This is a genomic window from Arthrobacter sp. MYb214 (assembly GCF_002979865.1).
GTDB lineage: Bacteria > Actinomycetota > Actinomycetes > Actinomycetales > Micrococcaceae > Glutamicibacter.
Genome location: NZ_PCPZ01000006.1, coordinates 181,952 through 207,195, shown reverse-complemented (window position 1 = coordinate 207,195; position 25,244 = coordinate 181,952). Strand labels below are relative to the sequence as shown.

Here is a 25,244-nt window from a genome sequence, read left to right as displayed (position 1 = left end):
GCCCCGGGAACGAGAATTCGTTGCCGGGGCCTGCTTGCCACTTATGGGAGACCTCAGGCATTTTCTGCCTAGCACTGGAGCCATGCTCCCGGTTTACAGGAATATCATCATTGAGGTGGTACTGCATCTGTCGGGATCTCCATAAGATGTAAACATGAATCCCCTGGTCCCGAATACCTACGAACTGATTATTTTCTACATCATCCCGGCCCTCGTGGCCATTGGCCTGGTCATTCTCGCCGTCAGGTTCTTTACCGCCAGCAAGAATCGTCCTGGGAGTAAAGCGTCAACCGACGACGGGCAGAACTGCAACGACCAGCTCTAGCAGGGATCTGGCAGCAGCCGTGGGCAAAACAGAACCCCGGAAGACCTATGCAGTCTTCCGGGGTTTTGCTTGTTCGAGCTTGCCTAGGCTTCGCGGGTAACAACCGCATCCGCGAAGGAAATCAGCGCCTGCTTCACGGTGCCCTCGGGCAGTGGAGCCAAGACGGAAATCGCGTCATCGGCCCACTGGCGTGCGGCCTTCCATGCATCATGGATTGCCTGGTGCGCGGTAACAGCTTCCACAGCGGCCGCCAGTGCTTCATCGGTGGCCAGATCCGCATCAACCAGCTCGATAGCCTGCTGCGCTTGCGCGTCGCCCTCGGCTGCTGCCTGGCGCAGCAGCAGAATTGGCAAGGTCGGCACGCCTTCACGCAAATCGGTGCCCGGAGTCTTGCCCGAGTCGGCTTCCGTGGATGCCAAGTCGATCACGTCATCGGCGACCTGGAAGGCAACGCCAACTTTTTCGCCATACTCGCGCAGTACCTCAATGTACTGCGGGGCGCCACCGAAACGGGCGCCGAAGGCTCCGGAGGTGGAGAGCAGCGACGCGGTCTTGTCGCTGATTACCTGGATGTGGTGCTCGATGGCATCGTCGCCCTCGCGCGGGCCGATGGATTCATGCAGCTGTCCGAGGCACAAGCGCTCGAAGGTGCGCGACTGCCACATGACTGCTTCTGGGCCCAGCTCGGATCCGAAGACCGATGCACGGGCGAAGATCAGGTCGCCGGCGAGAATCGCCACCGAGTTGCCCCACACCTCGTGAGCTGTTGGTGCACCGCGGCGCATTGGAGCAGAGTCCATGACGTCATCGTGGTACAGGGTTGCCAGGTGGGTGAGTTCCACTACGGCAGCGGCCTTGATGACATCGTCATTCACGCCGTCGCCCAGCAGGGAAGTCAGCAGCACCAGCAGGGGACGCACTCGCTTGCCTCCGGCCTCAACGAGGTGGCGGCTGGATGCGTCGATCAAGGGGTCGGAGTTGGCCAGCGCGTCGCGCAGCAGCTTCTCCACCTTTGCCATGCCGATGGAAATAGCCGGACCGAAGTCCGGGTCCTCGGCCAGCAAAGCGAAGCCCGAGGGAAGATTGATGGCCGCAGCTAATGCAGCGGTTTCAGGATTCAGCTCAATCGAGTCGGACACGTCGTGTCCGGCTGCGGTCCAGTTGCTCTTCGAATCAGTCACTGTTCTACGGCTTACTTATCTTTCATCGGGTTGGCCATCGCGGTATGCGAAGGCAATCTGCCTGCAAGATGCACGCAAACATCTCTTCACTCTAGCCGATGCTTTCCACTGCACATTGCTGGCATGGCCAGACCGGGCATACCGGTCTGGTACCAGCGACCTAGGAGGTCGTTTTAGAGTTTACCGGGTTCCCCCGGCACTTCTCACCAGACCCGGCCGATCTCACAGGGGTGACCACGGACACCCGCAAGCCTTTTCCCCCGGCATTGCGCGGTAGGCTTAGCCTTATCATGTCTGCAGATTCGCCCGTTCTTAGCGCCAGTGCTCATCAGCCGTCGGCTCCTGTTCTCACCAGCATCACCTTTGAATACCTTGATGCCCCCGAAACACTGGTTGCCGACTCATTGCGTCACCGAAGCTTGGTCTGGACCCGCAACGGCCACGGTCTGGTTGGCTTTGGCACTGCGGCCCGCTTGCACACCCACGGCGAAGAGCGCTTTGCACGTGCCCGCGCCTGGCTTGCACAGGTCATCGAACAGGCACAGATCATTGACCCGATCGCCCGCCCCGGCAGCGGCCTGGTGTCCTTCGGTTCTTTTGCGTTCTCCTTCACCAGCGTCTTCGAATCGCGCATGGTGATCCCGCAGCTGGTGATCGGACGCGATGAGGAAAAGTCCTGGATTACCATCACCGGCAGCGCAGAGGAACTCGACGGGCTGACCTACCAGCAGGCTTTGGCACGCGCCGAAGCCGCGATGGCCGATGCGTCGTTGCCAGCGAGCGAACCGGGCAGCATCGAACTGACCAGCGGGCAGCTGACCGCCGGTTCCTACCTTGATGCCGTGGATCAGGCGCTGGGCCGTTTCGAGGAACGCGGAATTTCCAAGCTGGTGCTGGCCCGCGATGTGTTGGCGCATAGTTCCACCCCGATCAATCTTGCCCGCGTGGTCGATGCGCTGACCGAGCACTATGGCAATTGCTGGACCTATTCAGTGGACGGCCTGGTAGGCGCTACCCCGGAGATGCTGGTGCGCGTTACCGACGGCTTGGCCGAGGCCCGCGTATTAGCTGGCACGCTGGACCGCGCGGCCACTGGCGCCGAGGACCCCGGTTTCGCGCACCGCAACCTCTTTGAAGATCCGAAGCAGCGCAACGAGCACCAGCTGGCCATAGATTCGCTCACGGCTTCCCTGAATCCCATTTCGCACGGCATGAGCGCGCCGGAAGAACCTTTTATTCTGCAGCTTCCCAATGTTTGGCATTTGGCCAGCGACGTACGCGCCCAGCTGCGCGCCGATGCCGCCGGCGTTCTGCCTACCGCACTGGATGTTGCCGAGATTTTCCATCCGACCGCTGCCGTGTGCGGCACGCCGACCAAGAAGGCTGGCGTGCTCTTGCGCGAGCTGGAAGGCATGGACCGCGGACCGTATGCCGGCCCCGTGGGCTGGGTTGACAGCCGTGGCGATGGCGAATTCGGCATCGCGCTGCGTGGCGGAATCCTGGAAGACGAAAAGCTGATGCGCCTGTACGCGGGTTGCGGCATTGTTCCGGGCTCGGTGCCCGAGGATGAACTAGCCGAATCATGGGCAAAGATGCGCCCCATGCGCCAAGCCCTCGGAGCCGAGTAGGCGCAGGCTGCACAGCGGATCAAGGCCGCTAGGATCGCACTGAGCATAAATAATACTTAGCCTCGACGCGACATGTGTGAGGTGAATCTCAGCCTAGTGTTGCCCCGGTTATGATTGTGGCTACGCACTGATCCACTCGCATAACCCGAAAGTAGGTTCTGATCCTATGCGTAGTCTCAAGAAGAAGTTCGCCTCCGCTGTTGCCGTCACGTCCGTTGCACTGCTGGCTCTCACCGCCTGCGGTTCCGGTTCCAGTTCCGAAGGTGAAGCCGAAGCTGGTTCCTTCCCGCTCAACGAAGGCAAACTCACCATTTGCTCAGACATTCCTTACGAACCATTCGAATTCGTCAAGGACGGCAAGAACGTCGGCTTCGATATGGATATCGCTGCCGAGATTGCCAAGGATGCAGAACTGGATCTGAACGTCATCGACGCCAGCTTCGACTCCATTGAATCCGGCCTGTTCAGCACCCAGTGCGATATCGCGATCTCCTCGGTATCGATCACCGAAGAGCGTTCGGCCAAGATGGACTTCTCCACCCCTTATATGGATGACGATCTGGTGCTGATTTCGGCTGACGGTTCTGAAATCAAGGATCTTGAATCCGCCAAGGACAAGAAGGTCGGCGTCCAGCAGGCCACCACCGGCGAGAAGTACGCCAAGGAACAGGGCTTGAGCAACATCGTTGGCTTCGAGGATGCCGGTTTGCAAACCCAGGCACTTCTGGCTGGCCAAGTGGATGCATTGCTGGGCAACCAGTCGGTATTGGGCTACGCGATCAAGGATAAGGACGGCTTCAGCGTCGTGGCCGACTTCAAGACCGGCGAGCAGCTGGGCATTGCAGTTCCACAGGAGCAGCCAAAGACCTTGGAACTGGTCAATGGCACCCTCAAGCGGCTGGCCGATGCAGGAACCATGGAAGAACTGACTGTGAAGTGGTTCGGCGAGAAGTAATTCTCGAGCATCAACTGATTCCAAGGCAAGCGGGGGCATGGACTGCACCCACAGGTTGGCAGTCCAGCTTCCGCTTCCTTTATGAGAGGTAATCAAGCATGGCAATGACTACACGTCAGCGCGCCCGCATGAGCAAGACCATTCAAATCGCCATCTTCATCATCGCGATCATCGCACTGGTCTTGGCCGTTGATTGGAACAAGGCCATTTATGCCTTCTTCTCCTTCGACAAATTGGGACCGATGTTCCCTGGCATGATCTTGGTCGGTCTGAAGAACACGATCTTCTACACGATCATCTCCTTCGCCTTCGGCCTCATCCTGGGTCTGCTTCTGGCCCTGATGAAAATGGCGTCCTTCGCGCCATATCGCTGGTTCGCCACTGCATTTATCGAATTCTTCCGCGGTATTCCAGCCATCCTGGTCCTATTGGCCTTCGGCTTCGGCTTGCCTCAGGCGTTCGGAACCCAGTGGCCGCAGCCGGTCAATGTCATGTGCGCCTTGGGCCTGGTCTCGGCAGCCTACATCGCTGAGACCCTGCGTGCAGGCCTGCAGGCGGTGCCAAAGGGACAGACCGAAGCTGCACGTTCGTTGGGCATGCCAGCGTGGCGTGCCATGGTCACCATCGTGATTCCGCAGGCGTTCAAGATCGTCTTGCCGCCCATGACCAACGAAATCATCTTGCTGACCAAGGACACCTCGTTGGCATTCATCCTCGGTGCGTCGATGGCCCAGTACGAAATGACCAAGTTTGGCCGTGACGGCATCTCGCAAATCGATGCCGGCATCACCCCGCTGGTCGTCGCCGGCCTGTTCTACTTGGTGATCACCATCCCGCTGAGCTTGGTGGCCCGCAAGTTTGAATCCCGCGCCGCCAAGACCAAGCGATAGATAGGACTTGAAAATGTCGACTGACACCAATGAACTTTCAGTCCATGCTTCGGGCGTGGAAATCACCGGACTGCGCAAGTCCTACGGTAGCAACGAAGTGCTCAAGGGCATTGACTTGAATGTTGCTCCGGGCGAGGTTGTCTGCCTCATCGGCCCATCCGGTTCAGGCAAGTCCACCCTGCTTCGTTGCGTGAATTTGCTGGAGCAGCCAAACGGAGGAACCATTATGGTCGGTGGCTTCAACGTCACCGATCCCGATGTGAACCTGGACAAGATGCGCCAGCAGGTAGGCATGGTCTTCCAGCAGTTCAACCTGTTCCCGCACCTGACCGTGCTGGAGAACTGCACGATATCCCCCATCAAGGTGCTCAAGCGCAAGAAGGCCGAAGCCCAGAAGGTCGCGTTGCGCAATCTGGAGCGTGTAGGCCTGGGCGACTTCGGCGATCGCTACCCTGACCAGCTTTCCGGTGGCCAGCAGCAGCGCGTGGCCATTGCCCGAGCGCTATCCATGGAACCAACGCTGATGCTCTTCGATGAGCCAACCAGTGCATTGGATCCGGAGACCGTGGGCGAGGTCCTGTCCATTATGAAGAATCTGGCCCAAGCGGGCATGACCATGCTGGTGGTTACCCACGAGATGGCTTTCGCCAAGGAAGTTGCTGACCGCGTGTTCTTCATGGACGGTGGCGTCGTGGTGGAAGAAGGCAAGGCCGTGGATGTCATTGGCAATCCGCAGCAGCCACGTACCCAGGACTTCCTGCGTCGCGTGCTCGATCCCACGCACGTGGATATCTGAGTTCAACTGCAAAAATTCCCCTGCGTTGCCCCTCGTTGCCGATGGTCGACGCAGGGGAATTTCTTTTTCCCTACAGCTCTGGCCAGGCTAGCTGCCCGACCTGTTGATTTAATTCAAGGTTCTCGGCGCGCAGGCTGCTCCGCGACGCAGGCACTTCAATCAGGCGCAGGTTCGCCGGCTGCGTTGAAGCCAAGACGGCGCTGAGCTCTTCCTTGCTTGCGGCCCTGGCGTAATGCCAGCCATAGGCTTCGGCGAGCGCAGGCAGGCTCAGCTGCTGCGGTGTGGCAAAGAGCCGTTCCACCGCATTGGCGTACCGGCCCGAGGCATCCACGGCACCATGCTCCAGGGTGGAGAAGATTGCTCCTCCCCCGTCGTTGTAGACCACGATATCCACCATTGGCTGCTCTTCGCCGGGGGTCCAGGACAGCGAGCTGGCGTCATGGGCGAAGGTAATATCTCCCATCACCGCAAGCGTCCGCTTTTTGCTTCCCCGGGCCAGGCCCAGGGCGGTGGCAATGGTCCCATCGATTCCGGCAAGACCGCGGTTGGCGTGCACGGTCATAGTTGGTTCGGATGCCGGTCGGGCCGCCAGGTCGAAGTCGCGAACGATGTTGGATGAACCCAGCAGCAGGACTTCCGGGGCGTGATCCCAAATAGCTTCGGCAACATCTACCCCGTTAATCAGCGATTCGCGGCTTAGGCGTTGCCGTACTTCCAAAGCTTGGGCATCAAGCTGCTGCCACGCTTCCAGCCACCCCTTTGCACCGGTTCCGGCGAACTCCTGCAATTCGCTCCACGAGCTGACCGGGGTCTCGCGGCGCCGTCCCGCTTCATACCAGGCCGCTGGCGCAGGCTGCCAAATCACCGATTCGATCGCTGGGTTGGCCAGGAGCTGGCCCACCGGGCGGCTCAATGTCGGACGGCCAAAGAGCACCACGCTTTCAATGCGGTCCAGGCCTGCCGCGATCAGGGGACGGTAGTGGCCAATGGCGTTGGCCGAGAAGCGTGCGTTAGAAGATGGTTCGGCAAATAATGGCAGCCCCAAAGCCTGGGCGAAACGTTGCGCCTCTTCTCCGGCGCCATGCCCGGCAATGACAACACTCCGGCGTGGCTCCAGCTGCTGGACCGGCAAGCTCGCTCTGTCCAGCTGGTCGTGTGCCTTCCACTGCCCCGGCTCAACTGCCGTCCAGCTTTGGCTCTCGATCCTCTCGTCCTGTGCAGGGGTGAGCGGATCCCGGAACTGCAGATTCAATTGGACCGGACCTGCGGCAGTGTGCTGGTCACCGGCCAAGGCCAGTAATGCGCGTTGGACCTCGTGTTGCGGATCTGCCCCAGCGGGGACATTGGCGGCCAGGCGAACGTGCTCGCCAAAGAGAGTTTTCTGGCGCGTGCTCTGGCTGGCACCGGTGCCGTGCAATTCATCGGGACGGTCGGCAGAAAGGACCAGAAGTGGTGTCGCGGTGTGGTTGGCTTCCATTACTGCAGGCAGCATCTGCCCGATGGCCGAGCCGCTGGTGGCGGCGAGGGCTACCGGCCGCATGGTGCTTTGGGCGAGGCCCAGTGCCATGAAGGCCGCGGAGCGTTCGTCGATGCGCACATGGATATCCAGGATCCCGGCGGCTTCTGCCTCGGCTGCAGCATAGGCCAAGGGCGCGCTGCGCGAACCGGGAGAAATCACCAGATCCCTGATCCCGGCACTGATCAGGGCGGAGAGCACATGGCGAGCTGTAGTGATGGCGCGTTGCTCGCCAGGTTGCTGCATTCCCACGCCGCATGACTCCTTAGATTCCAAAGCTGAAGGCAATGATCCAAGTCTATGCCTTGACGTGCCGGTCAACCGACTTGGAACGGCAAAGGGCGCCGGCCGGATCCCGGAGAGGATCCTGCCGACGCCCTTGCACTGCAGGCTAGTCCGACTTATTTGTCGTGACCCTTGCCCTTGTCGTGTCCCTTGCCCTTACCGTTTCCTTTGCCCGGCTTCGCATCTTGCTTGAAGACCTGGACGACCGATGGGCGCGGGCCGTAGAACTCGCCCTTGCCGGCTCCTCCTGCGTTCTTCACGAAGTCCGGGAACAGCGAGGTAGGGCTGGCGAAACTGCCGCCTTCACCCGGGTGCTGCACCGCGACGAAGACCGAGTTGTCCTTGTCATGGATCAGCGGGCCGCAGGTCTCTGCGCCGGTTGGCACGGCCAGGAACTGCTCGACACGGCCGCGATCCTTGCCGGTCAGGGTGACCTTGTGCAGTGCATCGGAGTAGCCGATGGTGCCAGGGGCGCCGTCGGTGGAGATCCACAGGTTGCCCTTGGAATCGAATGCCAGGTTATCCGGGCAGGAAATTGGCGAGACCTTGTCCGTTGGGTAGCCGGAGAAGTAGGTCGATCCGTTCACATTTGGATCGCCGGCAACCAGCAAGATGTTCCAGGTGAACTTCGCGGCGGTGGCGTCGTTGCCGGCTTCGGTGATTTCCAAGACGTGGCCGTCGCGGTTGCGTACCCGTGGGCTGACCTCGGTTGCGCCTTCCTTGCCGTCCTTGCCGCGGTCGGTGTTGTTGGTCAGTGCCACATAGACCTTGCCGGATACCGGGCTTGGCTCAACATCTTCGGGACGGTCCAGCTTGGTGGCGCCGACCTTGTCAGCTGCTTGGCGGGTGTAGACCAGCACCTCGTCGATGCCCATGCCCTCCACCTTGGATTCGCCGTTCTTCACCAGTGGCAGCCAGGTTCCCATGCCGTCGAAAGCACCATCAGACGGAACTGCGCCGCTGCCGTCGATCTCGCTAGCTGGAGAGTTGCCGGCGAACTTGGCAACGTACAGGTCGCCTTCGGAGAGCAAGCCCATATTGTGCTTGCGATCGTGCTTGGAGAAAGTGTTTTTCGAGACGAACTTGTACAGGTACTCGAAGCGCGAGTCATCGCCGGAGTAGGCAACAGCCTTGCCGTTCTTGGCAATGCGAACGTTGGCGCCCTCGTGCTTGAAACGGCCCAGGCTGGTGTGCTTGACCGGGGTGGACGAAGGGTCCTGCGGATCGATTTCGACTACCCAGCCGAAACGGTTGGCTTCGTTTTCGTAGCCTTCGTTGTGCAGGCCGAAGCGCGGGTCGCTTTCTTCCCAGCCGCGGTCGGTCGCGGTGGTGCCAATGCCGTAGCGGGATTCCTCGGCGGTGCCCTTGCCGCGGAAATACTGGTCGAAGTTTTCTTCACCGGAGAGTACGGTGCCCCATGGGGTGGTGCCTCCGGCGCAGTTGTTCAAGGTGCCAAGAACCTTGGTACCGGTTGGATCTGCGCCGGTCTTGAGCAGGTCGCTGCCTGCGGCTGGACCATCGACCCGGAATTCAGTACTGGCGGTGATGCGGCGGTTGCGTTCGCCGCCCTGCACGTAGCTCCACTTCTTGTCATTCTTCTTGCGCTTGACCTCGACCACGGAGAAGCCATGCGCGTTCATCGCGATCTTGCGGGCTTCTTCCTGGTTCGCTTCGAACCAAGCCGAGTCGAACATCATGTCTTCATTGGTGTATTCGTGGTTGGCAACCAGCACGCCGGTGCGTCCCGAGTACTTGTCGACAATGATGTCCAGGTAGTCGCAGTTGTAGCCGAACTGCTCGGCCTGCTTGCGGGCGGACTGCTTGGAAGCATCGAATTCCGCGGTGTTCTTGAAGAGCGGGTCGCCCCAGCGGATGATGGCATTCCAGTCGTAGCCCTCTGGAACGGAAACAGTATCCACCGAACGCGACACCGGCTCAATGGCATCGAATGAAAGGTGCCCGCCCTTGCCCGGCTTCATTGGCACCAGTGGTGCCGCGGTAGCGTCGGCTGCACCGAAAAGCTGCGGGCCGATGACCAGCGCTGAAGCACCGACGGCACCCAGGCCCAGCATGCCGCGGCGGGAGAGCGATTTGTCAGCAATGTCCTTGAAGTACCCGTTGGACGAAGTGTTGCAATCCGGCTTGGTGCAGGCGTCGGCGCACTTGAAGTGGCAAGTAGCTGCAGAACGACCGCCGCGGGTGTGGCCCAGCATTGGCAAAAGGGTACGGGTTGGATTCATGATCCGCTCACTTCCTCAGTATGTGGCTCATTGTCAGGGGAATGACTCGAACTGAGGTTTTCACTTGGAAGTGTTCTAAATGCAACGCAAAGGTTAACGCCGGGGAAATAGATTCTTGCCTGAGGTTATCCCCTAGTCAGCTCGGCATAACAGGTCTCCAGGCGTTGCAGCCACCAGCGCACGCGCGCCTCTTGCGGACGCAAGCCATCCAATTTCTGGTGATCCGGCTCAATGCGACGCACCGGCAAGTACCCAGCGGTGGCCAGCAACGGCTCGGCACATACGTCTTCGGCGAACAAGGTGCCGGTCGCAAGGCCGCAGGCATAGGGCAGTTCTGGCAGCGCGCTGGCTAAGGCGGCGGCTTGGGCCAGCCCTACCGAAGTATCCAGGGCGCTGGAGACGACAACATCCAGTTCCGCTTGCTTGGCAATTTCCAGCACCGCACCGATGCCGCCCAGCGGTTGGGCCTTGATGACCATCAGATCTGCGGCGCCCAACCGCGAGACTTCCAAGGGGTCGGTGTGCTTCCGCACCGCTTCATCAGCGGCGATCTTCAAGGGGTTGCCGGCGTTGCGCAGTTGCTCGCGGACTTCTGCCAGCCCGGTAATGCCAGGCACTGGTTGCTCCGCGTATTGCAGGTCGTACTCGCTCAGGGCCTTCAAGGCGGGGATCGCCTGGGCAATATCCCATCCCATGTTCGCGTCCACGCGCAGCGCTGCTTGCGGGTAGAGCCGACGGGCCTCAGCTACACGCGCCAGGTCCTGCTCAATCCCCTGGCCTTTTTCTGCCACCTTGATCTTGATGGTGTGCGGCGCGTCATAGCGTTCGAGAACCGCTCCGACATCTTTGACCGCAACCGCAGGCAAGGTGGCGTTGACCGGAATGCTGGTGCGCAACGGTTCCGGGAACGGCTGGTAAGCGGCCTCGATTCCGGCGGCTAGCCACCGTGAGGCTTCGGCCGGTCCGTATTCGGTAAATGCAGAGAACTCGCCCCAACCTTCCGGCCCGTTGATCAGCAGCGCTTCACGCTGGGTGACACCACGGAATTTCACACGCATCGGCAAGCGGACAACATGGGAATTTGCCAGCAGATCTTCAAGGGGCGGAAGTTCAACACTCATGCTCTAAGCCTATCGAGGGTGGGCATAGTTACATGCCTGAACTGTGCCGTTCCCCGTGCCGGATATGACACCCTAGAGATATGCCTCGCAATCCCGCATCCGCGCGCCCGCACCATATCAGGTGGTGGTGGGCTCTGCTGTTGCTGATTTCGCTGTTCTGCCTCGAATACGTATTTTTCGTCCAGCAGCGTGTGGGGCAATGGGCCGATCAGGCTGGATTCATAGCGTGGTCGCAATGGTGGCCCCGGACGGACCTGATTAATCCGATCCGTGAATTCCTGAATCTCTTGCCGGCAATCTGCGGCATCATTGCGGCAGTTTTCCTGCTGTATCGCGTGATTCGCGACCGGCGCTTCCTGCGGGCCATCGTGGCGGTCATCGCGGCCGCAGCCGCAGCGGGCAGCACGCAATTGCTCAAGCACGAGATCTTGTCCCGCCCGGATTTCAACTTCGGCACCACAGGAAATTCTTTTCCCTCAGGACACACCACCGCCGCTGCCGCCGCAATGGGACTGATGTACCTGGTTTCACCACCGAAACTGCGTCCGGTAGTCCAGCCGATCGCGTGGTTGTTCGCGACGGTGACCGGGGTGGCCACTTTGATCTGCGGTTGGCACCGTCCAAGTGACATTGCAGCTGGTTTCGTGGTGGCCGGATTCTGGATGGTCTTGGCCTCGGTAGTGCTCCAGCGCATCCAGCCGCTGAGCCATGAACTGCCAAAGGGCACCTGGTCGAGGAAAGTTGGGGCCGGCAGCCTGGTTGTCTGGGCTGCGGTAATCGGGCTCTCGTTCCTCCTGCCGCACCCGCATATCCAGAAGATCCCGGAGTTCCTGCAATTGGTCTACGCGGCATTGGGGATCATCCATGTCGTGGCTGCTTCGCTGGTATCCGGCTTGGTGCTGCGCTCGGTGGTTATCGGGCCCATGCGCACCTTCAATAAGTAGGGCGCAGGCCCAGAAACGTTATTCGCTACTGTTTCCCGCAGGCCATACGGGCATTGAGCAGGTCTGCGGCTTGCTGCGATTCCGGGATGGTCACGGCGAAACGCTTCTTGTTCTTGAGTTCGAAAACGAGGCCTTCGTGTTCTTTCATCACGATGGCCGAACCGCCTGGAATGATTCGCCAGCCCCAGCCTCCCCACATCATGGGAACGATCTTTTCGCTGGTCGCAGATTCAATTTCGTCGATTTTGATGGTTCGCATCGGGAACCCCAAGACCGCTGATGATACCCGGAAGCGATCGCCGCTGATCGATACCCGAATCCAGATCAAACCCAGAATCGATACGCACGCCACGGCCGACAGGGTCATGGCAACGATGAAGCCCACCCAGTCGCCATCTTGGCTGTCACCGGTCAGCAGCGGCAACGCAACAGCAATGAAAAGCGCCGCGAACACCACCAGGCATAGCAGCCACATCCACCACGGTGCTGCCATCGTTTGATTGAATTCTTGCCGGGCCATGGCTGGTGTCCCCGCCGCAACAGGCCGCTGGATGCCCTGCGCTGCATCACTTCGTGCCTGGCGGGCCTCAACGGATTGCCTGGTGTATTGCTGGTAGATGCCGCTGACCCACAGTGGCGCAATGCCCAGCAGCGAGCAGGCAATCAGCACAACCATCATGCCGCCCAGCACTGCGGTTTCAGGTGTCTCGGCGAGCGCTGTAGGCACCGCCGAGCCGACGAATACGCCAGCTGCACTCCAGGAGAGCAACCCGCCGGCGAAGAGCAGCACCATGAGCAGTGCCGGTTTGCGGCGCAGCGCCAAGGAAATCACTCCGGTGATGGCACCAAGAATGCATAGCCCGATGCAGACGGGAACAAACACCGCGGTGCGGGTAAACTCGTCCGGATAGGTCGAACTCCAGTGAGTGGCGGTCATTTCCGGCAGTTTGCCGGCGAGCAGGGCGTAGGCGCCCAGCACAATGGCCGTCGGTAGCAGGAGCAGCAGGTAGATGAATGGCCGGTTCTTGATTCCGGTCCCCGCTGTTGACATCTCAATCCCCTGTTCCTGCTGCCTAGCCCGCGTCATTAGCGGCTAGGAAGCAACCCAACATATTTCCATCATAGAAATAATAATTGGTTCAATTCTAGCAACCTATATTTGACATGCTGATAAATGATCGAACATAGATGAAATATCAGCAAAAAAGGTGATGCCCGTCAATCCTCGTGAGGTTCGACGGGCATCAAGATCACTCTTGAGAGCGAGCACTGCGCACAGTAGGCGCTAGAGCGAAGCCAGCGCAGTCTTTGGATCCGTCATCGCGTCAGCAACATAGCGCATGAAGCCGGCAGCGGTTCCGCCATCGCAGACCCGGTGGTCAAAGCTCAGTGTCATCTCGCAGATGGAACGGACCTTGATCTTGCCATTGACCACCCACGGCTTCTCGATGATGCGCCCCAGCCCCAGAATGGCCGCTTCCGGGTAGTTGATGATGGCCGCGGAGCCATCAACATTGAACACGCCGTAGTTATTGATGGTGAAGGTGCTGCCGGACAGGTCGGCGACACCGGCCTTGCCCTCGCGGGCCACCGTAGCCAGTCGAGCGAACTCGGCTGACAGTTCCTTGGCGTTCAGCTTGTGGGCGTTGCGCACATTTGGCACAACCAGGCCGCGATCGGTCTGGGCTGCGAACCCGAGGTTCACGCCCTCGAAGAGGGTATGGCGCAAGCCCCCGTCAGCTTCAGCCTCAATGCGGCTGTTCAGTTCAGGGAAGCGCCGCAAGCCGGCCACCGCGAAACGGGAGATCAGTGCCATGACGCTTGGAGCTTGGCCTTCGGCTTCCTTGATCTTCGATCGCAGCTTCAGCAGCTTGGTGACATCGACATCCACCCACACGGTAGCCTCGGGGATCTCGCGGCGCGAAGTGCTCATCGCGGTGGCGATGGTCTTGCGCACGCCCGAGAGCACCTGGGAAGATGCGACCGGCAGGCCGGTCTTCGAATCCGCCCCGCCAGCCTGGGCTGGTGCAGCGGGCACCGCGGCTGCGGAAGCCGGGGCCGGTGCTGCCGGCGCAGCGGCCGCCGCATCAGCCGACAAGGCAGCTTCCACGTCGGTGCGCAGAATCAGCCCTTCTGGACCAGAGCCTCGAACCGTTGTGATATCCAAGGCGTTATCCCGCGCCAGTTTGCGTACCAGCGGGTTGATCACGCGGGCCGCTTCGGCCGGTGCCTGTGCCGCTGGCGCGGCTACCCCGCCGCGCGGCTTGCGCCGACGGCTGGTCTTGCGCTGGGCAGAGGAAGTGCCGTAGCCAATGAGCACGTTGCCGCTACCCTCATCGGCTTCTGCTGATTCTTCGGCAGGTACCTGGGTGCCAGCACGCTCTTCCTCGCGGTAGGACTGCGCACGTTCGGCTTCAGGCACTTCAGCTTCTTCGCCGCCGGTGTTCACGGAGATGAAAGGCTCATCCACCAGCATCATCTGGCCGGCGTCCCCATGCAGGGTCGAGACTACGCCTTCAAACGGGCAAGGGATCTCCACCAGCGACTTCGCGGTTTCCACCTCCGCTATGGGCTGGTCAACTGCGACAACGTCACCGGCGGCAACCATCCAGCGCACCAGCTCGGCTTCGGTCAGGCCTTCGCCAAGGTCTGGCAAGAGAAAAGTCTTGATGCTCATTTACGCCTCCCACTGAAGCTGGTCAACCGCGTCGAGAATGCGTTCGGCGCTTGGAAGATGGAACTTTTCCAGCGTTGGGGCCGGGTATGGAATGTCGAATCCGGTCACGCGAAGCACTGGAGCGGCCAACGAGTGGAAGCAGCGTTCCTGCACCCGGGCCACGATTTCACTGGCTACCGAGGCGAAGCCTTGGGCTTCTGCAACCACGATAGCGCGTCCGGTCTTGCGCACCGATGCGCAGACGGTCTCGTCATCGAAGGGCACAATGCTCCGGATGTCGAGAACTTCCAGGCTGATGCCTTCCTCGGCTGCCAACTTGGCAGCTTCCAATGCGGTGGAAACGCTTGGACCATAGGTAATCAGCGTGGCATCGCTGCCCGGACGGGCGATGCGCGCCTGGCCCTCGGTCCTAGCGCTCTTCTTGGCCTCGTACTGCTCGGCCAGCTGCGCCAAGTCCACCTGCTCCTTGGACCAGTACAGCTTCTTCGGCTCGAAGAAGACCACCGGATCATCCGAATCGATGGCTTCGCGCAGCATCAGGTAGGCATCCTCTACGCACGAGGGCGTGAAGACCTTCAGCCCTGGTGTGTGGGCGTAGTAGGCTTCCGAGGAATCGCAGTGGTGCTCCACGCCGCCCACGCCGCCGGCGTACGGAATGCGGATGACCATCGGCAGGTTCAGCTTGCCCTGGGTTCGGTTGCGCATCTTGGCGACATGCGAAGCGATCTGCTCGAACGCCGGGTAGGCGAATGCATCGAACTGCATCTCGATAACCGGGCGCATGCCGTTGATGGCCATGCCCACGGCCATGCCGACAATGCCGGATTCGGCCAGCGGGGTGTCAAAGCAGCGTTCGGAACCAAAGCGTGCGGTCAGCCCGTCGGTGATGCGGAAAACGCCGCCAAGGGTTCCCACATCCTCGCCGAAGATCACTACCGAGTTGTCGGCAACCAGCGAATCAGCCAGGGCGGTATTCAGCGCCTTGCCGAAGGTCACCGGCTGGTGCTCATTGGCGGCCTTGGCTGCGGCTCGTGCGGTGGCAGCGCTGACGTTCGGGTTCAAGCGCGAAGTAGTGGCAGTCATCCTAGGCCTCCTCACGGTCTAGTTCGTCGACGAGCATGGCTTGCTGTTCAGCCAGCTGCGGGGTCTTGGCCGAGTACACGTGCTCGAACAGCTCACGTGGATCGGTGTTGGCTTCCTGGTTCATGCCATCACGCAAGGTCTTGGCGACCGACTCGGCGTCGGCGGTGATCTTGGCGACGGTGCTATCGGTCAAGAGCCCGGCATCATCCAAATACGCCTTCATGCGGGTCACCGGATCCTTGGCGATCCATTCCTGGACTTCGGAGTCCTCGCGGTAGCGCTTGTCGTCATCTGCGTTGGTGTGCGCCTGCATGCGGTAGGTGTGGGCCTCGATCAGCAGCGGGCCATTGCCTTCGCGGGCCATGCGCACCGCACGGGTCATGATTGCCATCAAGGCCATCAGGTCGTTGCCATCCACGCGCTCGCCGGCCATGCCGTAGCCAACAGCCTTGTGGGCCAGGGACGGGGCGGCACTTTGCTGCGAGAGCGGAACCGAGATGGCGTACTTGTTGTTCTGCACGAAGAAGATCACCGGAAGGTTGAAGACCGCGGCGAAGTTCAGCGCTTCGTGGAAGTCGCCCTCGCTGGTGGCGCCATCGCCGCACATGGCCACCACTACGGTGTCTTCGCCGCGCAGCTTGGCAGCGTGGGCGACACCCACTGCGTGCAGCAGCTGGGTCGTGAGCGGGGTGGACATCGGTGCGCAGTTATACGCCTTCGGGTCATAGCCGCAGTGCCATTCGCCGCGGAAGCTGGTCATGACTTCCATCGGGGCTACGCCCTTGGTCAGCACCGCTACCGTGTCGCGGTAGGTTGGGAAAAGCCAGTCGTTCTCGCCCAGGCACAGGGCTGCTGCGATTTGGCAGGCTTCCTGCCCGTGGCTGGAGGGGTAGACAGCCATGCGGCCCTGGCGGACCAGTGCGGAGTTCTGGTCGTTGACGCGGCGGCCGGTGACCAGCGCCGCATAGGCTTCCAGCAGCCGCGCCGGGCTTGGCAGCGGGTACTCGTGGCCAGGTTCAGTGCCCTGCTGGTCCTCTGGGCGCAGGGTTCCGTCCGGGTTCAACAGGTTGATCATGTGGCGTGCTGGCAGCATGTAGTCTTCGGGGGTAATCCCGAATTTCTTGCTGACATCAGAGATGCGATCTGCATGCGCTTCAGTGCTCATGTTCTCCCACCTTTCGTGGTTCTGGCTCGGTCCATGAGCACAACTGCTTGTGACTCACTTCACCTAAACATCATTTGCAATCAATTATGGGTATGCGTGGCATTCTGTATCCAGTCCGGCGTGGAATCGTGGAAAGTTGCGATTGGTATCCTTATACTCGTAGACGAAAAGTTTCGATAGATTGTGTTTGGAACAGAGACGTCCGACACGTCAACAAGGAGTACCAATGGCCGCGGAAGCGGAGTTAAAACTCGATGATGTCGACCATGCGATCCTCGCTGAGCTAACCAGCGACGGGCGCCAGTCGGTCACCACCGTGGCACAAAAGGTGCATGTATCGCGTGCCCACGCCTATTCCCGTATCGCAAAGCTCCAAGATACCGGGGTGATCACTCGTTATACGGCGGTGATTGATCCGGTGAAGGCAGGGCTCAAGGCCAGCGCCTACGTGACTTTGAAACTCCGCCAGCATTCCTGGCGCGAACTGCGCGATCACTTGGCGTCCATTCCCGAGGTGCATCATGTGGGCTTGGTCGGAGGCAATTTCGATGTGATCCTGCTGGTGCGAGCCAAGGACAATCTGGATCTGCGCCGCGTGGTCTTCGAGCAATTGCAGTCTTTGCCAACGGTCCTGGATACGCAGACCCTGCTGATCTTCGAAGACACCGATACCCGATAGGCAGTGATTCACCGGAAGACACGAGAAGAGCACCTGGATACCATTTCCAGGTGCTCTTCTCGTGTCTGCTGGGAAACTACTTCTGGCCGGTGAACACCGGCTTGCGCTTCTCCTGGAAGGACTTGAAACCTTCGGCGTAGTCAGCGGTGTCGCACAGGGCTGCCTGCGCCCGGTTCTCGGTACGCATCGATTCCCACAGTCCCGCACGCTGGTCACGAATTTCCTTGACCAGCTGCTTGGAAGCGACGAATGCCTGAGTTGCACCCTGGGCTACCTTGGCAATGATTTCTTCGCTGCGCTCCACCAGTTCCCCGGGCGCGAACGCACGCGAGAACAATCCCGAACGCACCGCTTCAGCACCGGAGATCAGTTCGGCGGTGTAAATCAGATCCAGCGTGCGGTGTGCCCCGAGACGCTCGGTGAACAGCCAGTGCCCGCCCGAGTCCAAGGTGGCACCGAGGTTCGCGAACGGCGAGCCGATCTTGGCATTCTCTGCCACGTAGACTACGTCGGTAGCGATCGCCAGCCCCAATCCCACGCCCAGGCAGGCACCCTGCACCAGCGCGAAGGTTGGCGCAGGGAAGCTGGACATCTTTTCCAGCAGCGGCTGGACCTTGCCGTCAAGATAGCCGATCACGTCATCGTCCGCGGGATCTACCCCGGAGATGTCGCGACCTGCGCAGAATCCGCGTCCCTCGCCGGTCAGTACCAGCGCGCGCACGGTGCCCGCAGCCACTGCGGCGGCCGCTTTGTCATAGGCTTCCGAGAGCTGCGCCAAGGCAGCTTCATCCAGCGAGTTCATCTTCTGTGGAGCGTTGAGCACCACCCGCGCGATGGAATCTTCAATCGTCAGTTCGATCATGGATCCGTCCTGGCCTTTCTAGGCGTCGAAGTCGACGCTCAGCTTTTCGCTGGTTGGGTGCGACTGGCAGGTCAGTACGTAGCCGGCTTCGACTTCGTCGGGTTCCAGCGCGTAGTTCTCGGCCATGGTGACCGTACCGCAGGTGACCTTGGCACGGCAGGTGCCGCACACGCCGCCAGCGCAAGCGAACGGCACATCCGGACGCACGCGCAAGGCAGCGTTCAGCACGGTTTCGTTGGCCCGCACCGGCGACTTGACCTCGCCCTTCAGGCCGTCGAGGTTGAAGCTGATCTCGTAGCTTTCCTCATTCTCGTCCGCCACCACGGGACGGCCGATATGCCCTTGCGGCTTCGTCGGCTCGCCGGTGGTGAATAGCTCGAAACGGACCTTCTCGGCGGGAACGTCCAAGCTGGCCAGCTGGTCGCGGACCAACTGGACGAGCTCGAATGGGCCGCAAAGGAACCACTCGTCAACATTCGGTGCCTGGACCACGCTGGTCAGCAGCGTGGTGAGCTTCTCGGCGTCGATGCGGCCCGAAAGCAACGGCGAAATGCGCTGTTCGCGGCTGAGCACGTGGTGCAGTGCCAGCCGGGATGTGTAGCGGTCCTTCAGGTCGGCCAGTTCCTCCAGGAACATGACGTCCATGGCGGCCTTGTTCGCGTAGATCAGGTCGAAGCGGGTGTGCTCATTGGCTTCGAGGATCGTGCGGGCAATGGCCAGCACCGGGGTAATGCCCGAGCCGGCGGCGACGGCCACGAAACGGTCCTGCGCTTTGGTGTCGATGGTCGACGGGTTATTGATCTGGGTGAGCTTGTGCTTGGAGATGAAAGCGCCGGCAGGGCTCATCACATCGATCTGGTCCCCTGCGGCCAGGGACTCGTTGGCCCAGGTGGAGAACAGGCCGCCCAGGTCGCGCTTGATCGCCACCTTGATCTCGTCGCCCGTCGGGGCGGCGCAGATCGAGTACGAACGGCGCAGTTCGACCAGCTCGCCTTCGGCGTTGGGGATTTCCTTGCGCAACGCCACGTACTGGCCTGCGACGTAGTCGTATTCCTCGCTCAAGTCGCCAGGGATGGCGAAGCTGACTTCAATTGAGTCCTTGGTCAACCGGCGCACGTTCGAGACGGTGAGCCGATGGAAGGATGCCCGGCGTCGGGTGGGAGTGGTTTTTTCGGTCATGAGAGCACCTTGAAGTAGTCGAAGGGTTCCAAGCAGTCTTTGCAGGTGTAGAGCGCCTTGCAGGAAGTCGAGGCGAAGCGGGCCAACTCCCGGGTGTTCAGCGAGTGGCACCGCGGGCATTTCACGCTCATGCCCAGGGTGACGCGGCCTGCGTGGCCCTGGCCGGTCGGTGGGGCAATCCCGTACTCTTCGAGCTTGGCCTTGCCTTCCGCGGTCATCCAGTCCGTTGACCACGCCGGGCTCAGTACCAGCTTGACGTCAACCTTTTCATATCCGGCGTCTGCGAAAGCGGTGTACAGGTCGCCATTGATGGCATCCATCGCCGGGCAACCTGAATAGGTCGGGGTGATGACTACCTGCACGGTTCCGTCCTCGGCCATCTCCACCTCGCGCAGGATTCCCAGGTCCGCGATGGATAGCACCGGAATTTCCGGGTCGGTCACCTGGGAGGCGATAGCGAACAGGTCCTTGGCGCCAGCGATCGTCTTGCTCAAGACTGCTTCCCCCTTTTCGGGCAAAAATGTTGCGTAGTTACCAGCTGGCACCGGGATGCTTGCGGGCGAGAACTTGCATCTCTGCCAGCAGGTAGCCCAGGTGCTCCGAATGCTCGCCGCGGCGTCCGTAGGCCATGGCCTGTCCGGTAGCAGGAATCTCCAGTCCGGCGTCGGCCAGTACCGCAGTGATTTCTTCATCCCATGCACCGCGCAGGGTGGAGGGCAGCACGGCGATGCCCGCAAGGTCCTGGTGGACTTCCTCATCGCGGAACATCTCATCGACGTACGGCCAGAGGATTTCCAGGGCATGGCGCATCTTGGACGCTGATTCCTCGGTCCCCATGCCCAGGCGGATGGTCCACTGGATGGCGTGGTCGCGGTGGTAGTCGACTTCCTTGACTGCCTTGGCCGAGATGGCGGCCAGGGTTTCGTCCTTTGACTGCGCCAGCTGCTTGTAGAGCAGGTTCTGGAAGATCGAAACGATCAGCTGGCGGATGATGGTCACGCCGAAGTGGCCGTTAGGCTGTTCGACAATCCACAGCGAAGTGAATTCTTCTTCCTCGCGCCAGTAGGCCAATTCGTCTTCGGTCTTGTCCCAGGCCAGTCCGGCGTAGGTCAGGAACGAGCGGGCGTGGCCCAGGATATCCAGGGCGATATTGCCCAGGGCAACATCTTCTTCCAGTTCCGGAGCGCGGGAAATCCAGTGCGACATGCGCTGCGCCAGGATCAGGGCATCGTCGCCCAGGGTCAGCGCGTAGCGCGCAACCTCTTCGCTTGGCTTGACGCCGTCCACGGCGATGTCCTCCGGACGCAGGGCATTGCCCGGGGTGACGCGGGTGGCCGAGGCCAGCGCGTCGCCGAAGCTATCGAGCGCTTCGTCGAGTTCTTCGTGCTTCACAGGTGCTTCACTCCCTCACTGGCCTTGTAATAGGTCGCGTGGCGGTAGTCTTTGCCCTGCGGGGATTCGAAAAAGGAATCCTTTTCACCGGGGTCGGAGCTGATGATGTCCGAGGATTTTACGACCCATAGCGAGACGCCTTCATTGCGGCGGGTGTACAGATCGCGGGCGTTGCGCAGTGCCATCTGCTGATCCGGTGCATGCAGGGATCCGGCGTGGACGTGCGAGAGTCCTCGGGACGAACGGACGAATACTTCCCACAGGGGCCAATTGCTCTGTTGGCTCATGCTAGGCGACCTCACTTCGTGCTTGTTTTGCTGCGTATGCTGCGGCGGCTTCTCGGACCCAGGCACCTTCGCGGTGCGCTTCACGGCGGCGTTCCAGCCGCTGCGCGTTGGCCGGGCCATTGCCCTTGATCACTGCCATGAATTCATCCCAGTTCAAATCCTTGTGGATCCACTGCTTCTTCTCTTCATCGAAGTGCAACTGGGGATCCGGCAGGGTCAGGCCAAGGACCTTGACCTGCTCGGCAATCATGCCAACGAAGCGCTGGCGCAGTTCGTCATTGGAGAAACGCTTGATCTTCCAGGCCATGGACTGCTGGGAGTTCGGCGACTGGTCATCTGGCGGACCGAACATCATCAGCGAGGGTTCGTAGAAGCGGTTGATGGCGTCCTGGGCCATCTTCTTCTGCGCCTCGGTGCCGCGGGAGAGCGAGAGCAGGATTTCGAAGCCCTGGCGCTGATGGAAGGATTCTTCCTTGCACACGCGCACCATCGCACGGCCGTAGGGGCCGTAGGAGGCGCGGCACAGCGGAACCTGGTTGGCGATGGCCGCACCATCGACCAGCCAGCCGATAGCACCCATATCCGCCCAGGTGCGTGCAGGGTAGTTGAAGATCGAGGAGTACTTGGCCTTGCCGGAGAGCAGCTGCTCGTTGTACTCGTCGCGGGTGGTGCCCAGGGTCTCGGCAGCCGAGTAGAGGTAGAGCCCGTGCCCGGCTTCATCCTGCACCTTGGCCATCAGAATTGACTTGCGCTTCAGCGAGGGAGCACGGGTGATCCAGTTGGCCTCAGGCTGCATGCCGATGATTTCGGAGTGCGCGTGCTGGGAGATCTGGCGGCTGAGGGTCTTGCGGTACTTCTCAGGCATCCAGTCGCGTGGCTCGACGCGGGAGTCCTGATCGATCAAGGCGTCGAAACGCGCTTGGGACTGCTCTTCTTCGTAGCTCGGGACGGCACTCAGTCCCGGCTCCTGCGGTGTGGTCGGGGCCATGGGTTCACCTCATCGAAAACAAATTACATACTGACCGTTCGTTCAGTATGTCAGAGTGCGTTCGATCACGTCAACACCAACCCACTCCAGGCACAACAAAACCCCGGGAAAGAATTCCCGGGGTTTCCTTGAAGCTGGGGATTAGGCGTTAGCCAGCGCCTTTTCCGACTTCTTGCCCTTGAATATCAGCGCATCAAGCGAGATGCGGCCTGGGCCCGTCAAGAGCAGTGCCAGCGCGCCGGCAGCCAGTGCCAGGACAAGCTCGAAGCCGCCATTTTCCACGAACACGCCACCTGAGGCATGAACCATGAACAGGGCGGCAATCATCTGCAGGCCCAGCAGGCCAGCGAAGACGCGGGTCAGCAGGCCAAGGATGATCGCGGCGCCGCCGGCGATCTCCAGGGTTGCCGCCACTGGAGCAATCAAACCGGCAGCAGGAACGCCCATCTGGCCAAAGGCCGCAGTGGTGCCCTCGATGGTGAACTGGAAGTATTTCTGCCAGCCATGAGCCAGGAAGAGGAAGCCGAAGGCCAAGCGAAGCAGGGTACGCGCAGCGGTCTGCAGACCCGGGTTGTTTTCCAGAGCGGACATATTTTAACTCCTAGGGATTGGGGCACGGGAAGATCCCGTGTGGCTACTGCTCCAACTCTACAAGGGAATAAGTTGAACCTTCAAGCATATGAAGGTTTTTGTCCCGTAAGCTTCGTCACGAAAAAACCGTGCTGCCCGCAACCAGTTTCATCTGGTCGTGGACAGCACGGTTTTCCGCTGGCTTGGCGGTACGGCTCAGAGAACCTTGGACAAGAAGTCCTGGGTACGCGCCTGCTGCGGGTTGCCGAACAGCTGTTCGGGCGCACCCTGCTCGCAGACAACACCATCAGCCATGAAGACCACGCGGTCAGCGACTTCGCGTGCAAAGCCCATCTCGTGGGTCACCAGAACCATGGTCATTCCGGTGTCGGCCAGCTCCTTGATAACCTGCAGCACTTCTCCGACCATCTCCGGGTCAAGAGCGCTGGTAGCCTCATCGAAGAGCATGATGCCCGGGGCCATGGCAAGCGCGCGGGCGATGGCCACACGCTGCTTCTGGCCGCCAGAGAGCGAGGCCGGACGGGCGTTGGCCTTCTCGCGCAAGCCCACGCGTTCCAGCAGCTCAAGTGCGCGCTCCCGGCCTTCCGCCTTGCTCATCTTCTTGAGCTCGACCGGCGCCAGCATGATGTTCTCTGCCACGCTCATATGCGGGAACAGGTTGAAGTGCTGGAACACCATGCCTACATGGCGGCGCACCTCATTGATGTCCACCTTGGGGTCGGTGACATCAAAGCCATCGACAACCACCTTGCCCGAGGTAATGTCCTCAAGCTTGTTCAGGCAACGCAGCAAGGTGGACTTGCCGGACCCCGAAGGGCCGATCACGCACACCACTTCGCCTTCGCGGACATCCATGTCGATGCCCTTGAGGACATTGTTGGAGCCAAAGGACTTGTGCAAGTCCTTGACCTGGATCTTCACGTTGGAGCTTTGCTCAGTTACGGTGCTCACTTGTTGAACCTCCGATCGGCATAATTTGCCAATTTGGTCAGCGCCATAATGGCAATGAAGTAGATAATGCCCACGATCAGCAGGGTCTCAGTGACACGGAAGTTCGCCGCGTAGATCTGCTGGCCCTGGTAGAGCAGCTCGGTGAAGCCGATAGCCAGCAGCAACGAGGAGTCCTTCAGGCTGATGATCAACTGGTTGATCAGCGACGGGGTCATCATCTTGAAAGCCTGCGGGATCACGACCTTCTGCATCGACTTGCCATAGCCCAGGCCCAGCGAACGGGATGCTTCAAGTTGCCCTGGATCCACCGACTGGATACCGCCGCGAACGATTTCGGCGACATAGGCACCGGCGTTCAGCGACAGCGTCAGCACGCCTGCGGTCCAGACGCTGATCTCCCAGCCGGTCAGCTGCGGCAGGCCGAAGTAGAACATGAAGGCCCAGAGCAGCAACGGGGTGCCGCGGAAGATGTTCACGAAGGTCGTGGCGATGCCGCGCAGCACGATGTTCCCGGAGATCTTCATGAAGCCGAAGACCAGGCCCAATGCCATGGCAATGGCGAAGGAAATCGCGGTCACCAGCAGGGTGTGCCACAGACCGGTCATCAATGCGGGAATGGACTTGACCAGCAGGTCGAAGAAGTTGCTTGGCGCCGCTGCGGTCGGGTCGGCAAGGTAGGAGTCCAGGATCTGCTGGTACTCGCCGTTGGCCTTCAGCTCGGCCAAGCCGTCGTTGAACGCTGCCAGCAGCGCGGTGTTCTCGCCCTTGTTCACGGCGAAGCCATAGGAACCGCCCGGGACCTTGTCGGTGACGGTCTTCAGGCCATTGCCCTGGGCAATGCCGTAGGCTAGCACCGGGTAGTCGTCGAAGACGGCAACTGCAGAACCGGCCTTGACCGATTCGTACATGGTGGCCGATTGGTCCAAGGACTTGACCTCGAAGCCGTATTCCTCGGCGATGGACTTTGCATAGCTTTCGCCCTCGGCGCCGGTCTTGGCGACAACGGTCTTGCCTTCCAAGTCCTCGTAACCGGTGATCTCGTCATTGCCGGCAGCGACAGCCATCTGCACGCCGGACTCGAAGTACGGCTCGGAGAAGTCGTAGATCTCCTTGCGCTCGTCGGTAATCGACATGCCGGCGATCACGCCATCCACCTGGTTGGAGGAAAGGGCGGCCAAAGCCGCATTGAAGCCCAGGGACCTGATCTCGACTTCAAAACCCTGGTCTTCGGCAATGGCGCGCAGAAGATCCATGTCGATACCGGTCAGTTCGCCGTTCTGGCGGAACTCGAAGGGCGCGAAAGTCGTATCCGTGCCGATGACGTAGGTCTGGCCCTCGACGCTTTCACTGCCTTGGGCCACGGCCGAGGGTGCCCCGACGACCAGGGCCATCAAACCGATGGCAGCCGCGGCTATCCATCGGGCCAGGCGCCCTGTGGGGGCAGCTGTTCTTTTCTTTTCCACTGATGTATCGCTTTCTCGTACTGAAGGGCGAATGGCCCAAGGTGCA

The 25,244-nt window shown here is 60.7% G+C and carries 24 protein-coding genes; 7 read left to right on the top strand and 17 right to left on the bottom strand.

What is annotated here, in order from left to right:
* Positions 1 to 154: 154 nt before the first annotated feature.
* Complete coding sequence (locus tag CQ012_RS17675; protein ID WP_166650716.1) at positions 155 to 325, top strand: hypothetical protein; 171 nt, start codon at positions 155 to 157, stop codon at positions 323 to 325.
* 83 nt (positions 326 to 408) lie between these two features.
* On the opposite strand, the gene CQ012_RS15025 is transcribed toward CQ012_RS17675, so the two are convergent.
* Positions 409 to 1,506, bottom strand: a complete 1,098-nt coding sequence (locus CQ012_RS15025) for a polyprenyl synthetase family protein (RefSeq protein WP_105656907.1) — start codon at positions 1,504 to 1,506, stop codon at positions 409 to 411.
* A 290-nt stretch (positions 1,507 to 1,796) separates the two neighbouring features.
* Between CQ012_RS15025 and CQ012_RS15020 the strand changes: the two genes are divergently transcribed.
* The 4 genes from CQ012_RS15020 to CQ012_RS15005 all read left to right on the top strand — a co-directional run bounded on the left by CQ012_RS15020 (position 1,797) and on the right by CQ012_RS15005 (position 5,775).
* The gene (locus tag CQ012_RS15020) at positions 1,797 to 3,134 is read left to right on the top strand and encodes an isochorismate synthase (protein ID WP_105656908.1); all 1,338 of its coding nucleotides are present in this window, start codon (positions 1,797 to 1,799) and stop codon (positions 3,132 to 3,134) included.
* A 166-nt stretch (positions 3,135 to 3,300) separates the two neighbouring features.
* Positions 3,301 to 4,089 carry an ABC transporter substrate-binding protein gene (locus tag CQ012_RS15015; protein WP_105656909.1) on the top strand — a complete coding sequence of 263 codons (789 nt, stop codon included), beginning with the start codon at positions 3,301 to 3,303 and terminating at the stop codon, positions 4,087 to 4,089.
* 98 nt (positions 4,090 to 4,187) lie between these two features.
* Positions 4,188 to 4,979 (top strand): amino acid ABC transporter permease, encoded by a 792-nt coding sequence (locus tag CQ012_RS15010; protein ID WP_105656910.1) that lies wholly within the window; start codon positions 4,188 to 4,190, stop codon positions 4,977 to 4,979.
* A gap of 13 nt (positions 4,980 to 4,992) precedes the next feature.
* On the top strand, positions 4,993 to 5,775 hold the full coding sequence (locus CQ012_RS15005; RefSeq protein WP_105656911.1) for an amino acid ABC transporter ATP-binding protein: 783 nt from the start codon (positions 4,993 to 4,995) through the stop codon (positions 5,773 to 5,775).
* A 70-nt stretch (positions 5,776 to 5,845) separates the two neighbouring features.
* Here the strand turns inward: CQ012_RS15005 and menD are convergent, their stop codons facing one another.
* The 3 genes from menD to CQ012_RS14990 form a co-directional block, all read right to left on the bottom strand.
* Complete coding sequence (menD, locus tag CQ012_RS15000) at positions 5,846 to 7,537, bottom strand: 2-succinyl-5-enolpyruvyl-6-hydroxy-3-cyclohexene-1-carboxylic-acid synthase (protein WP_105662538.1); 1,692 nt, start codon at positions 7,535 to 7,537, stop codon at positions 5,846 to 5,848.
* A gap of 155 nt (positions 7,538 to 7,692) precedes the next feature.
* A complete protein-coding gene (locus CQ012_RS14995) occupies positions 7,693 to 9,816 on the bottom strand; it encodes a PhoX family protein (protein ID WP_105656913.1) in 2,124 nt (707 codons plus the stop codon).
* A 125-nt stretch (positions 9,817 to 9,941) separates the two neighbouring features.
* The gene (locus CQ012_RS14990) at positions 9,942 to 10,937 is read right to left on the bottom strand and encodes an o-succinylbenzoate synthase (RefSeq protein ID WP_105656914.1); all 996 of its coding nucleotides are present in this window, start codon (positions 10,935 to 10,937) and stop codon (positions 9,942 to 9,944) included.
* Between the two features lie 80 nt (positions 10,938 to 11,017).
* On the opposite strand from CQ012_RS14990, the gene CQ012_RS14985 reads away from it, so the two are divergent.
* On the top strand, positions 11,018 to 11,881 hold the full coding sequence (locus CQ012_RS14985; RefSeq protein ID WP_105656915.1) for a phosphatase PAP2 family protein: 864 nt from the start codon (positions 11,018 to 11,020) through the stop codon (positions 11,879 to 11,881).
* A gap of 25 nt (positions 11,882 to 11,906) precedes the next feature.
* On the opposite strand, the gene CQ012_RS14980 is transcribed toward CQ012_RS14985, so the two are convergent.
* The 4 genes from CQ012_RS14980 to pdhA all read right to left on the bottom strand — a co-directional run bounded on the left by CQ012_RS14980 (position 11,907) and on the right by pdhA (position 16,806).
* A complete protein-coding gene (locus tag CQ012_RS14980; protein WP_105656916.1) occupies positions 11,907 to 12,932 on the bottom strand; it encodes a PH domain-containing protein in 1,026 nt (341 codons plus the stop codon).
* A gap of 234 nt (positions 12,933 to 13,166) precedes the next feature.
* Positions 13,167 to 14,558, bottom strand: coding sequence for a dihydrolipoamide acetyltransferase family protein (locus tag CQ012_RS14975; RefSeq protein ID WP_105656917.1), 1,392 nt, complete (start codon positions 14,556 to 14,558; stop codon positions 13,167 to 13,169).
* A complete protein-coding gene (locus tag CQ012_RS14970) occupies positions 14,559 to 15,641 on the bottom strand; it encodes an alpha-ketoacid dehydrogenase subunit beta (RefSeq protein WP_105656918.1) in 1,083 nt (360 codons plus the stop codon). It lies immediately after the preceding gene.
* A 1-nt stretch (position 15,642) separates the two neighbouring features.
* Complete coding sequence (gene pdhA, locus CQ012_RS14965) at positions 15,643 to 16,806, bottom strand: pyruvate dehydrogenase (acetyl-transferring) E1 component subunit alpha (protein WP_105656919.1); 1,164 nt, start codon at positions 16,804 to 16,806, stop codon at positions 15,643 to 15,645.
* A 226-nt stretch (positions 16,807 to 17,032) separates the two neighbouring features.
* Here pdhA and CQ012_RS14960 point away from each other — a divergent pair, with 226 nt between their 5' ends.
* The gene (locus tag CQ012_RS14960; protein ID WP_105656920.1) at positions 17,033 to 17,485 is read left to right on the top strand and encodes an Lrp/AsnC family transcriptional regulator; all 453 of its coding nucleotides are present in this window, start codon (positions 17,033 to 17,035) and stop codon (positions 17,483 to 17,485) included.
* A 76-nt stretch (positions 17,486 to 17,561) separates the two neighbouring features.
* Here CQ012_RS14960 and CQ012_RS14955 read toward each other — a convergent pair whose 3' ends face one another.
* The 9 genes from CQ012_RS14955 to CQ012_RS14915 form a co-directional block, all read right to left on the bottom strand.
* Positions 17,562 to 18,347: an enoyl-CoA hydratase/isomerase family protein gene (locus CQ012_RS14955; RefSeq protein ID WP_105656921.1), complete on the bottom strand. Its 786-nt coding sequence runs from the start codon at positions 18,345 to 18,347 to the stop codon at positions 17,562 to 17,564.
* A gap of 18 nt (positions 18,348 to 18,365) precedes the next feature.
* Positions 18,366 to 19,526 (bottom strand): 1,2-phenylacetyl-CoA epoxidase subunit PaaE, encoded by a 1,161-nt coding sequence (gene paaE / locus CQ012_RS14950; RefSeq protein WP_105656922.1) that lies wholly within the window; start codon positions 19,524 to 19,526, stop codon positions 18,366 to 18,368.
* Complete coding sequence (paaD, locus tag CQ012_RS14945) at positions 19,523 to 20,020, bottom strand: 1,2-phenylacetyl-CoA epoxidase subunit PaaD (RefSeq protein WP_105657077.1); 498 nt, start codon at positions 20,018 to 20,020, stop codon at positions 19,523 to 19,525. The genes paaE and paaD overlap by 4 nt, the downstream gene beginning before the upstream one ends.
* Positions 20,021 to 20,057: 37 nt before the next feature.
* Positions 20,058 to 20,918: a 1,2-phenylacetyl-CoA epoxidase subunit PaaC gene (gene paaC / locus CQ012_RS14940; protein ID WP_105656923.1), complete on the bottom strand. Its 861-nt coding sequence runs from the start codon at positions 20,916 to 20,918 to the stop codon at positions 20,058 to 20,060.
* Entirely contained in the window at positions 20,915 to 21,205 is a 291-nt protein-coding gene (paaB, locus tag CQ012_RS14935; protein ID WP_105656924.1) for a 1,2-phenylacetyl-CoA epoxidase subunit PaaB, read from the bottom strand. Before paaB ends, paaC begins: the two co-directional genes overlap by 4 nt.
* A 1-nt stretch (position 21,206) precedes the next feature.
* The gene (paaA, locus tag CQ012_RS14930) at positions 21,207 to 22,193 is read right to left on the bottom strand and encodes a 1,2-phenylacetyl-CoA epoxidase subunit PaaA (RefSeq protein ID WP_105656925.1); all 987 of its coding nucleotides are present in this window, start codon (positions 22,191 to 22,193) and stop codon (positions 21,207 to 21,209) included.
* 141 nt (positions 22,194 to 22,334) lie between these two features.
* Positions 22,335 to 22,784, bottom strand: coding sequence for a DoxX family protein (locus CQ012_RS14925; protein WP_105656926.1), 450 nt, complete (start codon positions 22,782 to 22,784; stop codon positions 22,335 to 22,337).
* 195 nt (positions 22,785 to 22,979) lie between these two features.
* The gene (locus CQ012_RS14920; RefSeq protein ID WP_105656927.1) at positions 22,980 to 23,735 is read right to left on the bottom strand and encodes an amino acid ABC transporter ATP-binding protein; all 756 of its coding nucleotides are present in this window, start codon (positions 23,733 to 23,735) and stop codon (positions 22,980 to 22,982) included.
* A complete protein-coding gene (locus CQ012_RS14915; protein ID WP_105656928.1) occupies positions 23,732 to 25,198 on the bottom strand; it encodes an amino acid ABC transporter substrate-binding protein/permease in 1,467 nt (488 codons plus the stop codon). Before CQ012_RS14915 ends, CQ012_RS14920 begins: the two co-directional genes overlap by 4 nt.
* Between the last annotated feature and the right edge of the window lie 46 nt (positions 25,199 to 25,244).

Excerpts from the sequence above, each read along its gene's own strand:
- paaE (WP_105656922.1), bottom strand. The coding sequence starts at position 19,526 with ATGACCGAAAAAACCACTCCCACCCGACGCCGGGCATCCTTCCATCGG.
- CQ012_RS14955 (WP_105656921.1), bottom strand. The coding sequence starts at position 18,347 with ATGATCGAACTGACGATTGAAGATTCCATCGCGCGGGTGGTGCTCAAC.
- CQ012_RS14975 (WP_105656917.1), bottom strand. The coding sequence starts at position 14,558 with ATGAGCATCAAGACTTTTCTCTTGCCAGACCTTGGCGAAGGCCTGACC.
- paaA (WP_105656925.1), bottom strand. The coding sequence starts at position 22,193 with ATGGCCCCGACCACACCGCAGGAGCCGGGACTGAGTGCCGTCCCGAGC.
- CQ012_RS14970 (WP_105656918.1), bottom strand. The coding sequence starts at position 15,641 with ATGACTGCCACTACTTCGCGCTTGAACCCGAACGTCAGCGCTGCCACC.
- CQ012_RS17675 (WP_166650716.1), top strand. The coding sequence starts at position 155 with ATGAATCCCCTGGTCCCGAATACCTACGAACTGATTATTTTCTACATC.
- CQ012_RS15020 (WP_105656908.1), top strand. The coding sequence starts at position 1,797 with ATGTCTGCAGATTCGCCCGTTCTTAGCGCCAGTGCTCATCAGCCGTCG.
- paaB (WP_105656924.1), bottom strand. The coding sequence starts at position 21,205 with ATGAGCCAACAGAGCAATTGGCCCCTGTGGGAAGTATTCGTCCGTTCG.
- CQ012_RS15015 (WP_105656909.1), top strand. The coding sequence starts at position 3,301 with ATGCGTAGTCTCAAGAAGAAGTTCGCCTCCGCTGTTGCCGTCACGTCC.
- CQ012_RS14990 (WP_105656914.1), bottom strand. The coding sequence starts at position 10,937 with ATGAGTGTTGAACTTCCGCCCCTTGAAGATCTGCTGGCAAATTCCCAT.
- CQ012_RS14985 (WP_105656915.1), top strand. The coding sequence starts at position 11,018 with ATGCCTCGCAATCCCGCATCCGCGCGCCCGCACCATATCAGGTGGTGG.
- CQ012_RS14925 (WP_105656926.1), bottom strand. The coding sequence starts at position 22,784 with ATGTCCGCTCTGGAAAACAACCCGGGTCTGCAGACCGCTGCGCGTACC.
- CQ012_RS14960 (WP_105656920.1), top strand. The coding sequence starts at position 17,033 with ATGGCCGCGGAAGCGGAGTTAAAACTCGATGATGTCGACCATGCGATC.
- menD (WP_105662538.1), bottom strand. The coding sequence starts at position 7,537 with ATGCAGCAACCTGGCGAGCAACGCGCCATCACTACAGCTCGCCATGTG.
- CQ012_RS15005 (WP_105656911.1), top strand. The coding sequence starts at position 4,993 with ATGTCGACTGACACCAATGAACTTTCAGTCCATGCTTCGGGCGTGGAA.
- CQ012_RS14980 (WP_105656916.1), bottom strand. The coding sequence starts at position 12,932 with ATGTCAACAGCGGGGACCGGAATCAAGAACCGGCCATTCATCTACCTG.
- pdhA (WP_105656919.1), bottom strand. The coding sequence starts at position 16,806 with ATGAGCACTGAAGCGCATGCAGATCGCATCTCTGATGTCAGCAAGAAA.
- CQ012_RS15010 (WP_105656910.1), top strand. The coding sequence starts at position 4,188 with ATGGCAATGACTACACGTCAGCGCGCCCGCATGAGCAAGACCATTCAA.
- CQ012_RS14995 (WP_105656913.1), bottom strand. The coding sequence starts at position 9,816 with ATGAATCCAACCCGTACCCTTTTGCCAATGCTGGGCCACACCCGCGGC.